The sequence below is a fragment of the Kurthia sibirica genome, from assembly GCF_003143975.1.
GTDB lineage: Bacteria > Bacillota > Bacilli > Bacillales_A > Planococcaceae > Kurthia > Kurthia sibirica.
The window spans coordinates 18,679-30,634 of sequence record NZ_QFVR01000025.1 but is presented as its reverse complement, the minus strand read 5'-3'; the positions used below and the strand labels follow the sequence as shown (position 1 = coordinate 30,634).

General features: G+C 36.0%; 8 protein-coding genes and 1 pseudogene. 7 read left to right on the top strand and 2 right to left on the bottom strand.

The features are described 5' to 3' along the window. The first annotated feature begins 6 nt into the window (after positions 1-6). From DEX24_RS14550 to ahpF, 7 genes and pseudogenes are all read left to right on the top strand, one after another. Positions 7-489 (top strand): cell wall elongation regulator TseB-like domain-containing protein, encoded by a 483-nt coding sequence (locus DEX24_RS14550; protein ID WP_109307146.1) that lies wholly within the window; start codon positions 7-9, stop codon positions 487-489. A 132-nt stretch (positions 490-621) separates the two neighbouring features. Beyond that, positions 622-1,914, top strand: coding sequence for an asparagine--tRNA ligase (asnS, locus tag DEX24_RS14545; RefSeq protein ID WP_109307145.1), 1,293 nt, complete (start codon positions 622-624; stop codon positions 1,912-1,914). Positions 1,915-2,141: 227 nt separating this feature from the next. Continuing rightward, positions 2,142-2,312, top strand: a pseudogene (locus tag DEX24_RS14540) (transposase); the annotation flags it as partial. A 282-nt stretch (positions 2,313-2,594) separates the two neighbouring features. Beyond that, on the top strand, positions 2,595-3,593 hold the full coding sequence (locus tag DEX24_RS14535) for a hypothetical protein (protein ID WP_109307143.1): 999 nt from the start codon (positions 2,595-2,597) through the stop codon (positions 3,591-3,593). A 62-nt stretch (positions 3,594-3,655) separates the two neighbouring features. Further along, entirely contained in the window at positions 3,656-4,414 is a 759-nt protein-coding gene (locus DEX24_RS14530; protein WP_109307142.1) for a DUF817 domain-containing protein, read from the top strand. Between the two features lie 911 nt (positions 4,415-5,325). After that, the gene (ahpC, locus tag DEX24_RS14525; protein WP_109307141.1) at positions 5,326-5,889 is read left to right on the top strand and encodes an alkyl hydroperoxide reductase subunit C; all 564 of its coding nucleotides are present in this window, start codon (positions 5,326-5,328) and stop codon (positions 5,887-5,889) included. A 231-nt stretch (positions 5,890-6,120) separates the two neighbouring features. Further along, positions 6,121-7,674 (top strand): alkyl hydroperoxide reductase subunit F, encoded by a 1,554-nt coding sequence (ahpF, locus tag DEX24_RS14520; RefSeq protein WP_109307168.1) that lies wholly within the window; start codon positions 6,121-6,123, stop codon positions 7,672-7,674. 92 nt (positions 7,675-7,766) lie between these two features. Here the strand turns inward: ahpF and DEX24_RS14515 are convergent, their stop codons facing one another. Both DEX24_RS14515 and DEX24_RS14510 read right to left on the bottom strand, forming a co-directional pair. Next, entirely contained in the window at positions 7,767-8,357 is a 591-nt protein-coding gene (locus tag DEX24_RS14515) for a 4'-phosphopantetheinyl transferase family protein (RefSeq protein WP_109307140.1), read from the bottom strand. Then, positions 8,348-11,926, bottom strand: coding sequence for a non-ribosomal peptide synthetase (locus DEX24_RS14510; RefSeq protein WP_170112961.1), 3,579 nt, complete (start codon positions 11,924-11,926; stop codon positions 8,348-8,350). The genes DEX24_RS14515 and DEX24_RS14510 overlap by 10 nt, the downstream gene beginning before the upstream one ends. Positions 11,927-11,956: the final 30 nt, after the last annotated feature.

The window sequence follows — 11,956 nt, the reverse complement described above, 5'->3', positions numbered from 1 at the left end:
GATTGAATGAAAAATTGGATAAAATTCTTCTCCGTCTTTCTCGTGATTTTAGCTGTTGTTTTGACAGCAATCATTACGTTTATCGCTTATTTACCATTCAGTAGTGCGACGAGCAAAGCTGAAAAAGCGGTATTAAGCGATCAGCTAATAACTGAAGTAAGCGACTCATATGTTTATAATAGTAAAACATCATATGTGACCGTTATTGGGAAAGATCAGGACAATAAGAAACTAGCTGTCTTCAAAAATGAAGATGATCCACAGGCTAAAATGCAAAAAGTTGAATTGAAAAAGGGTATTTCTAAAAAAGAAGCCATTAAAATTGCAACAAAAGATCAAAAAGTGAAGAAGGTTATGCATGCACGTTTGGGTGTTGAAAAACCTGGTATTGTTTGGGAAGTAACATTCAAAAGTACAGATGATAAATTAAATTATGTGTACATTATGTTCGATGATGGCCAGTGGTGGAAAAAAATCACAAACCTCTAATACTATTTGAATATTTCGAAAATAGAAATACTACGTTTTTCTTCGTTATTTTGTATATAATAGAGTAGCAAATTATTTTGCAGCGACAAACCGAATATGTCGCTGTGTTCACTATGTATGATGGAGGATATTATGAAAAAAATTACAATTCAAGAAATGCCAAAACATCTTGGCGAAACAGTAAAAATTGGTGCTTGGCTTGCAAATAAACGTTCAAGCGGTAAAATCGCGTTTTTACAGTTACGTGATGGTTCAGGCTTTGTACAAGGCGTAGTCGTAAAAGCAGATGATGAGGATATGTTCCTTACAGCAAAAGGTTTACACCAAGAAACATCTATGTATATTATTGGCGAAGTAACGGAAGACAGCCGTTCGTCATTTGGCTATGAACTACAAGTCAAAGGGATTGAAGTAATTGCGGAAGCAACTGATTACCCAATCACACCAAAAGAGCATGGTACAGAATTTTTAATGGATCACCGCCACTTATGGTTGCGTTCTAAAAAACAACATGCGAATATGAAAGTCCGTAATGAAGTAATTCGTGCAACTTACGAATTCTTAAACGATCGTGGCTTCACTAAAATTGATTCGCCAATTTTAACAGCATCATCTCCAGAAGGGACATCTGAATTATTCCATACGAAATACTTCGATCAAGATGCATTCCTTTCGCAATCAGGTCAGTTGTATTTAGAAGCTGGTGCAATGGCACTTGGTAATGTGTTCTCTTTTGGACCGACATTCCGTGCAGAAAAATCTAAAACACGCCGTCACTTAATCGAATTCTGGATGTTAGAATTTGAAATGGCATTTGTAGAACAAGATGAAAGTTTAGAAATGCAAGAACAATACCTAACATATGTTGTACAATCAGCATTGAAAAACTGTAAACTAGAGTTAGAAGTTCTTGGACGTGATCTTTCAAAATTAGAAAAAATTCAAGGTGAATTCCCACGTATTTCATACGATGATGCGATTACATTCTTAAATGAACAAGGTTTTGATGATATTAAATGGGGCGATGATTTTGGTTCACCTCACGAAACAGCAATTGCCAATCATTATGACTTACCAGTATTCATTAAAAACTATCCGACAGCAATCAAACCATTCTATATGCAAGCCCACCCAGATCGTGATGATGTGGTACTTTGTGCAGATTTAATTGCACCAGAGGGCTATGGCGAAATTATTGGGGGTTCTGAGCGTGTATGGGATTACGATTTACTAAAAGCACGTATTGCTGAACATGGTTTAGATCCAGAAGCTTACGCTTGGTATTTAGATTTACGCAAATATGGTTCTGTTCCTCACTCAGGTTTTGGCTTAGGTCTTGAACGCACAGTGGCTTGGATTACAGGCTCTGAACATGTTCGTGAAACAATTCCATTCCCACGTCTTCTAAACCGTATTTATCCATAAGTAATCTAATAGGAGACTGCCGATCTAGCTCGGTGAATGGAACCCTATTTTGTGAACAGGTTAATAAAAAGCAAGATAGCCTTTAATTAGGCTGAAATGAGATGACCTCGGTAAGCTGCCGGAGTCATCTTTTTTAATGTCCACTATTTTCTTGTGTGGTTATAATGAGTGAAATATTCGATCAAGCGCGCATATAAATGAACTAAAAATAGGCTACCATCTCCGCATTTAATCGAGTGATTAAAACGATGAAGAATGGGCAAACCGAGATTTTAAATCGTTTCGCTTGTGGTTATTCAAATGGCTTTTTAGAAGGGATTAATAACAAAATGAAAGTAATGAAACGAAATGCATATGGATATAAACGATTGGATCGATTGAGAGCGAAGATCTTATGAACAGTACAGTATAAAGAAGTGGGTTTACATCTGGGCTAAATAAAAAAAGGTGAATGAAATTAAATAGCCCATTTCATTCACCCCAATATTTGACACAGAGCCAAACTATATACTATTTTTGACGGGAGATGCGAGCAGGTGAACTTTTACGTATGAAAAAGTATAATGCCAATGATTCATACACTAGAAAAGCTACAGGGTAGGGTCTTTTTTTTGTCACTCGTGAATTGACAGGTGATTTAATTTTTGTTTAGAATAGAAGGGAAATAAAGGGGGAATTAGATGTTATTAACTTTTGAGACGATGATTGATTCATTGAAGAATACTACTAAACAATTGACAAGCTATGAGGAATTTTCACAGCATTTCAAAAAATATAAAAAACCTTTTTTTGGTACAGTAGCGGTTATGGTGGATGGACAACCTTTTACTATGCAAATGACAACAGACAATGTTTTTGAAACATGGGGGGATTGGTTGGAGTCAGTACGGACGACGGAAGATACGGAAAACCCTATGATTTATTATAGTGGTGAAGAAGAATTGGAGATTATTGTTAGTATAGAACACTCAAAAAATAGAGTAGGATTGTATTTGCAAGATAATTGCTTAGTTGAAATGCCTTTTTCAACATATCGCACCGCACTATTTAATGGTTATAAAGATTGGATGTCACAAGATATTTTTGATTTTTATGACGGTGAAGTGACGACAATTTATGCTGTTTTGGAAAGTGAAGCGGTGGAAGTTTATAGAGCGAAGGAAAAGTACAAAGATTTAATTGCTTACTTGGATGGCAAACCGACAGGATTATCGACAAAGAATAATTTGCGTGGGGAACGCTATGAACGATTGTTAGAAACGCTTTTTCATGAAACAGATTCATTCGAATGCCTCCTGTTGGAAAATGCTTTTGATCATAAAAAAACAGAAAAGTATTTTGCAGAATTTTTACAACCGTTGAAGTTATTTTTACGGGCCTCTCGTTCTACGACGAATAATACCTATATGAATTTTGGTCCGTATTGGAAACTACATGCCTTTCAATATGATACAACAATAGAAACATTAGCTATAGTCAAACAGATTATAGATCGTAGCAATGGTTGGGGGCAAGATCGTACACCAAAGTATATCAGCTTTTTCAAAGATGATGAAGTAGTCGTCGCATTGGATGCAGTTGAAGGTAAACTTTATCTCTATCCTGAAGGTGAGGCAGTTGTGTACCCCGCACTTAAAAACCTAGCTGATTGGAAGCGAGAGAGACCTTACTTTGACTGAAGAAGTAATCGAGTTAGCAACTTTCTAACCTAGCTGACGTTCTATACTCGAGGTGGTGAAGGATGAAGTATTTTTGGCGTTTTACATATGTTATGGCGATCTCTTGTATATTTCCTGTCATTATTTTTGGAGCTTTAGCTTTTTCAAAAATTGTCCCTATTTCATTGCTTCCACGCTATGATGTCATTTTGATTTTATGTATTATTGCTCAAGTCGTATTGGTGGCAACAAAAGTAGAAACACTAAACGAGTTAAAAGTTATTTGTATCTTTCATATTATTGGTTTGGCTCTCGAATTGTATAAAACACAAATGGGTTCTTGGGCATACCCAGAAGACGCGTATTCTAAATTTTATGGCGTACCATTATATAGTGGGTTTATGTATGCAAGTGTAGCTAGTTTTATTTGCCAAAGTTGGCGACACTTGAATATGGATATGACACCCTGGCCTAAACATTATGCAGCTTTTACTGTAGCTGCACTTATTTATGTCAATTTTTTCACACATCATTTTTTCTATGATGTTAGATGGTTGTTGATGCTGCTACTATGTATTGTCTTTTATCAGACAAAAGTGTATTTTACATTATTGGACCGGGTCTTCAATATGCCGATTATTTTATCTTTTATCCTTGTCGGTTTTTTTATTTGGCTTGCAGAAAATATTGTTACCTACTTTGGTGCATGGCAATACCCAAACCAAGAAGTGACTTGGCATCTTGTTTCGATTGGAAAGATTAGCTCTTGGTTTTTACTTGTCATTATTAGCATAGTCATTGTGGCACAGCTAAAACGAAGGGAAAACAGATCGACAACATAAAGAAATGACATGACTCGGCCATACAACTTTACTTGTCATTGTTTTGAAAATAAGAATAGGTAAATGAAAAAGAGCGAATTGCTGATGGTCTTACTACACCAGAGATTCGCTCTTTTTCATGAAAAGAACAAATCTCTGGTGTAATTAAAGCAAATGGGCGATGTTACATAATCGTGTCGAATGGGCGGCTATTTTTGCGATATATATCACCTGTTTTTCTGAACTTTTCTCTAGGAAAGTGCATTCTACAAGTTGATGGTTTGTTTTGGTCGGATGTTGTAGACCACCATCTATTTTTGAACGACTGTTAATGGGCGGGCTACTTTCAATCATTACTACGAGCAATCTTCACAATGGATTCTTGAGGCGTGACAAGTCATAATGAGTGAAAAAATATAATATTGAGCAGAAATCTATAGAGGCTTGTTTTTTATAAATTCTCAATTACAGTAAAAATACGACGTAAATGAGATAATTCAATAATAAAAATATAATTTGTCAAGAAAATCGCTGTAAATCGCTAGTTTTTTTATGTGAAATTTGAATAATATATGTCATGTAAGTCAAGTATACCAACAAAAATCTATTGTCTTGACTGTTGTGGAATATATGATATAATAACCGAAAATACAGCGTAAAGCATAATATATATGTATTTAAAAGCATATTGTGAATTATTTCACTATGTAAAGACAGTAGTCCCTTTAATTAATAAATAAAATATAAAGTATGAGGAAAAGTCTTGATTTTACTATATTCTTGGACAGTCGACGTGTAAGTTTGTTATTATTACAGTAAGGGGTTGACAAGATAATCATTTTGTACGATAATTTAATTGTAAACAATAATTATTCTAATTAAGAAATAATTATTAATAATATAACTACACAACAACTAGGAGGAATATAATTATGTCATTAGTAAACAAAGAAATCCTACCATTTAAAGCAGAGGCTTTCCAAAACGGTGAGTTCAAAACAGTAACGGACGAAACACTTAAAGGTAAATGGGCTGTAGTATGTTTTTATCCAGCTGATTTCACATTTGTTTGTCCAACGGAATTAGAAGATTTACAAGCTGAGTATGCAACATTAAAAGAATTAGGAGCTGAGGTATATTCAGTTTCTACTGATACTCATTTCACTCACAAAGCATGGCATGATCATTCAGATGCTATTTCTAAAATCGAATACACAATGATTGGTGATCCAACTCATACAATCTCTCGTAACTTCGACGTTTTAGAAGAAGAAGATGGTCTTGCTCAACGTGCAACTTTCTTAATCGATCCTGATGGTATCGTGCAAACAATGGAAATCAATAATGGTGGTATCGGTCGTAATGCTTCTCAATTAATCGATAAGATTAAAGCAGCAACATACGTGCGTAACCATCCAGGTGAAGTTTGCCCAGCTAAATGGCAAGAAGGCGAAGAAACATTAACTCCTAGCTTAGACCTAGTAGGTAAAATCTAATTTAACTTTCTTCAACCAATCAGATAATTTGTAACAGTAGCGACAAAAATCAGTCTCCAGATTGGTGTTTGTCGCTCTGTTTATGAAGAGATTAAAAAGACAAATTGCTTTTTATAGTCATAATAAAAAACTACTTAAAAGTGAGGTGACAAACTGCTATATTAAAAAGCATCGACAGAGGTCGCTAGTGATTTACTACAGGCTAATGGAGATAATATAGCAGTGAAGCAGATGGCATTAGATAATCAAATTAAAGGGCAATTAAAACAATATTTAGCTATGCTTGAAGGTGATTTAGTACTCAAAGTCAGTGTTGATGATAGCAAAAAATCGCAGGATATGATGGAATTAATGACAGAATTAGATACGCTGTCTTCTCGTATTTCGGTTGAAAAAGTAACATTAGAACGCACGCCAAGTTTTAGTGTAAATCGTGTGGGCGAAGATTCAGGTATCGTATTTGCAGGCCTACCGTTAGGTCATGAATTCACTTCATTAGTCTTAGCGTTATTACAAGTTTCGGGGCGCGCTCCAAAAGTGGATGACAGTATCATCAAACGCATTAAAGCCATTAAAGAACCAATGCATTTTGAAACATATGTCAGCCTTACTTGTCATAATTGTCCTGATGTCGTACAAGCATTTAATATTATGGCGGTATTAAACCCTAATATTTCGCATACGATGATTGAAGGTGGCACATTTAAAGAAGAAGTCGAAGCAAAAGAAATTATGGCAGTACCAGCAATTTATCGTGATAAAGAATTCTTTGAGGGTGGTCGTATTACACTAGAAGAAATTTTAGATAAATTAGGTAGCTCATCTAATGCAGATGAATTTAATGACAAAGAAGCTTATGATGTATTAGTAGTAGGTGGCGGACCTGCAGGTGCCTCTGCAGCTGTTTATGCGGCACGTAAAGGTATTCGTACAGGTATCGTAGCTGATCGTTTTGGCGGTCAAGTAAACGATACATTATCAATTGAAAATATAATCGGCACGACTGCTACAGAAGGTCCGAAATTTGTGGCAGCTCTTGAAGGGCATGTAGCAGAATATCCTATTGATGTCATGAATACTCAACGTGCAGCGCGTATTGACAAGAAAGATTTAATCGAAGTAGAACTCGAAAATGGTGCTATTTTAAAAAGTAAAACAGTTATTATTTCAACGGGTGCTCGTTACCGTCAGCTAGGTGTAAAAGGCGAGCAAGAATTTAAGAATAAAGGGGTTGCTTATTGCCCACACTGTGATGGTCCATTGTTTAAAGGGAAAGATGTTGCTGTAGTAGGTGGCGGTAACTCGGGTGTTGAAGCCGCCATTGATTTAGCTGGCATCGTCAATCATGTTACGCTTTTACAGCGTAATGCAGAGCTAAAGGCTGATCAAGTCTTACAAGATCGTTTAAGAAGCTTGCCGAATGTCACTGTCATTACAAATGCATTAACGACTGAAATTACTGGGGATAGCACAGTAAACAGCTTGAGTTATATTGATAGTTCAACAGGTGAAGAACATACAATTGCATTGCAAGGTGTCTTCATTCAAATTGGATTATTACCAAATACAGAATTTTTACAAGGCGTAATTGATATGAACGAACATGGTGAGATTATTGTGGATCGTCATAACGCGACAAATATTCCAGGTGTCTTCGCAGCGGGAGATTGTACAGATACGGCATATAAACAAATTGTGATATCGCTTGGTTCAGGTGCTACCGCAGCGCTTGGTGCTTTTGATTACATGATGCGTCAGGCAGCTCCAACTTTGGTTGAAGCATAAATATTCATACAAAAAGGACTTCGGCATATGTATGTCGAAGTCCTTTTTTGATTTTGTCGCTTTTACGCTAAATACCGTTGGAGAATAAGCTCTTATAAGTATTTTTCAGGGATTACTTGAAAACTGTAAGGTTCCAACTTCTCTGAAACAATGGCAATAGCTAATTGTTCTAAGTATAAAACCGTTACGGCAATACTGCAGTCTGTTATTGTCCACTGATGATTATTCATTTTACAACTAATCATTTGTGGATCCATAACATCGAGTGTACGACCAGAAAATTTCATATATGCTTCTTTCATTGTCCAAATGGTCGTAGGGATATGACTGTAATGGTCCAATTCGGTAGGCGACATAAATAATTCTTTTGGTAGTGTATCATCAATCGGTTCAATATCAATGCCAACCTGTTTATCAGCAATGGCTATTAATACATGCCCTTCACAATGAGCAATCGAAATATGACAAGCTCGATCAGCTATATAGGGTTGTCCGGATGGTAGAGATACTATATTGGAAGTACCAAGAATTTTTTTGAATAGAATACGAGCAATCAAGGATTCATAAGCTCTTTCAAATGATGTATAGTGCCGAATATACTTTCTCTCTTGCTGCGTAAGAAGAGGCAATAACCTACTATATAAATTCAGATTATAAGAAATCGGCGTTGCAATTAAATGCATGTGATTGGTTTCGGGAAATAATTAATAGAGACAGCATAATCAATCATTTTCGTGAAAAAAGCTTCGGAAGGTGGTGGGCATACTAAATGCTCAGCTTGCATAAATTTAGTTGACTGCGGACAGCGATACACGAGCGGTGAATTTTTTGCACCATCGCCTTCAATACCAGCCATTGCTAATTCTACACCTTCTATATTTTTGGGCGTATCGTCTCCAACAAAGCGAATGAATTCAGATTCATCCACTAATTCAATCGTATATCCATACTGGATAAAATGCTGGATCACATCTTTAAAGTCAATTTGAGTTGTATTACATATATTGTAAATTCCGCCAACTGTTGAATCGTTAAGGGCAAGTTTCGTGATTAATTCACTTGCATAATCAACCATTGTAAAGTCCATTGCAAAAGAAACATCAGGTGCTTTACCTAATAAAATAAAACTTTTAAACATGCGATAGACTGCATTTGTGTCAATATTTTTTTGGAATATGCCAGTAGATGCTTGGCATGTAATATTACCCGGTCTATATATAGTAACCGGCAATCCATCATCGAAGTAGCGTTGGAGCAATTTTTCAGATTCCAATTTGCTGTTTGTATATAAACTATCGATTAATGGAGCATCTGTTATTTTTTCCTGTTGTAAGAACGGATCCCATTTACCTTCAACAGCTAAATCTTCTTGAATGCCTAAAGTAGAAACATAGTGGAAGCGAGCATTCGTACAAGTTTTTGCAAATTCAGCTAAATAAGAAGTACTTTCAATATTATTTTTTTTGAATTGCTCTTTATTACCAAAGTGGCGTACATCTGCTCCACAGTGAATAATGGCTTGGATAGTTGTTCGTACAAATTGGAGATCCGTTGAAGACATCCCAATATTTTTTTGGGTGAAATCACCAATAATAATCGAACAGTTATTAATTAAAGCACTGTTTTTTTCAACAAAATCATGATCGTATTGACGTAAAGTATCAATGATGCGTGCAAGACCCGCAGCTTTATTTTTAGCACGAACAATAATATAAGGTGTACAGCTAGTCGATTTTAAAAGTTGTAGTAATAAATGAGCACCTAAATAGCCTGTTGCTCCAGTTAATAAAATATGTTGTTGCTCATAGTGTGCCGCAGTTGCTGTTGCACCAAGTGAGATTGGGTGCTCCACTAAATCAGTATGCACCGTCATGATTTTTTCGACCATTGTATTTAAGTTAGCGTGATCGGCATAATTTGCAAGTTCTTCAATCGTACGATATTGAAAGAAATCATTTATTTTGAAAATCGGATATGTTTTCTTTAATTTAGATAAGAGAGCTAGCACTTTTAAAGAGTGACCACCAATTTCAAAGAAATCTTCTTTAATACCAACGGATGTAATGTTTAAAACATCACACCATGCTTGCGAGATATTTTTTTCAGTAGGTGTTGTAGCATTGGATACGCTTATCACTTTAGATGACTTTTCACTCTTAATAGGGCGGTTGCTTAACTCTGCTCGATTAATTTTACCACTCGGTAATAATGGGAAATTTTCTACTTCTATAAAATAACTTGGAATCATATAACTAGGTAATTGTTGTTTTAAATCAGCTGTTAAGGAATGTGCGTTCAACTGACAATTTTTTTCTTTTTGATAGTATGCTATTAATGTGAGCTCACCTTGTAATTCTGTTGTCACAATTGCACCATCTACTATGTGATTCGCTTTTAATAGGTGGTCCTCAATTTCACCGAGTTCTACACGGAAACCACGTATTTTAACTTGGGAATCTTTACGTCCAGCAAATTCTAATAATCCGTCATTACTTAGTCGCACAATATCACCAGAACGATACATTTTATTGGAAGAATATGCTGTATGCACAAAAACTTCATCGGTTTTAAGTGGTAAATTTAAATACCCCTCCGCAAGTCCCTCGCTCTCAATATACATCTCTCCCGCTACACCTACAGGACAGTATTGCTGCGCCTCATTTAAAATATGGACGCGATAATTACTTAGTGGTGTTCCAATTGGAATATTCGTTATATGATTTTCAACTATTTTGTCAATACGATATGTTGTAGTTAGTACTGAACATTCTGTTGGACCATAAACATTTATGAGGGGAATAAGACCAAATGATTTTTGAAATAACCTTGCTACTTCAGCAGGTAAAGCCTCACCACCGACACCAAAATAGCGTAATTGAGCCATTTTCTTTTTGTCTTCAGCAGTTGCAAATAAGGAATATTGTTTCATGGCACTGACAGGCACCATCGGTACACCGACGATATTATGTTTGTCGATTGCAGCAGCAAAAAGGCTAATATCTAAACGTTCTTCTTTAGACAACATATATAAAGTGGCACCGGAAAAAATCATAGGACAAAGCTCTAGCATCGAAGCATCAAAGGTCAATGTATAGAATTGTGTGAGAACATCTTCAGCTGAAAAATTGAAAATTTGTGTTTCTGCATATCCAAAAGTTGCGATACTCTTATGCGGTATTTTAACGCCTTTTGGACGTCCCGTAGATCCTGAAGTATAAATAATATAAGCTATATCTAGGGCAGTAACATCGACTATTGGTCTAGTGAAGGAATCGTTTTTAATCTGCTCTAATAAAAGAACCTTTGCCAAGGGTGGCGCAATTATTTTTGCAAGTGAATTAGTTTTGTCATCTGTCAAAATAATAGAAGTTTGTGTGTCATTCATAATAAATTCATTGCGTTCTTGGGGGTTATCAGGGCTAATAGGAACATAGACAGCCCCTGCTTTCATTACACCTAACATCGCAATGATCGCGTCGATACTCCGTTCCATATAGACCGCAACATAATCACCAACCATAATATTTTTATGGATGAGTGAATTGGCGATAGAATTGGATTGTTCATCCAATTCTGAGAAAGTAATCGTATGATCTACTGATAAAAAAGCGGCTTTATGTGGATGCTTTTTCGCTGTATTGCTAAAAATAGTATGCATACATTGCCTATTATTAAATAATGAAGAGGTATTATTCAGTAGAGCGTACGTCTCCAATTCTGCATCGGTTACAATAGGAATGGCCATAATCGGCAGTTCACTGAGTTGGTCAAAACTGTTTAATAATGTTTCGAAATGCGTGTTAAAAAGAGTTTCATTTTTGGTGTTGATTATGGCAGGTGTTGATTGGAAGTATAGCGCGTCATTTTCTACAATAAGGGCTAACGCAAATTCATTGCTAATCGGACCAGTAGCAAATGTTAATGCAAGTGCAGGGTAGTTGGCGGGTAGTACTGTTGTCATAGCGAGATCAGCTTGTCTTAACACATCACCGACAATGCTGTCTGGTGTAAAGGTATAGTTAAATAAGTTCACACGGTCCTCTAAGTGAATAGAAAATTCAATCGTAGCTTCATTGGATTGACGATGTAGGAAACTTGCGTAGCTTGCTATTAATACTCGCAGTGAAGCGGTTGTTTTAATACTTGGTGATATATGTAGGGGCGTATTTTCATAATCAATCAAGGTGAAAGGGAGTGGTTGCGTCCCTAGTAGTTCAGTTAGTGAAGCGGTTTGTCGTAACTCAGTTGTCATTGTAAATAGCTCCTTCTTTAAAAATAGACT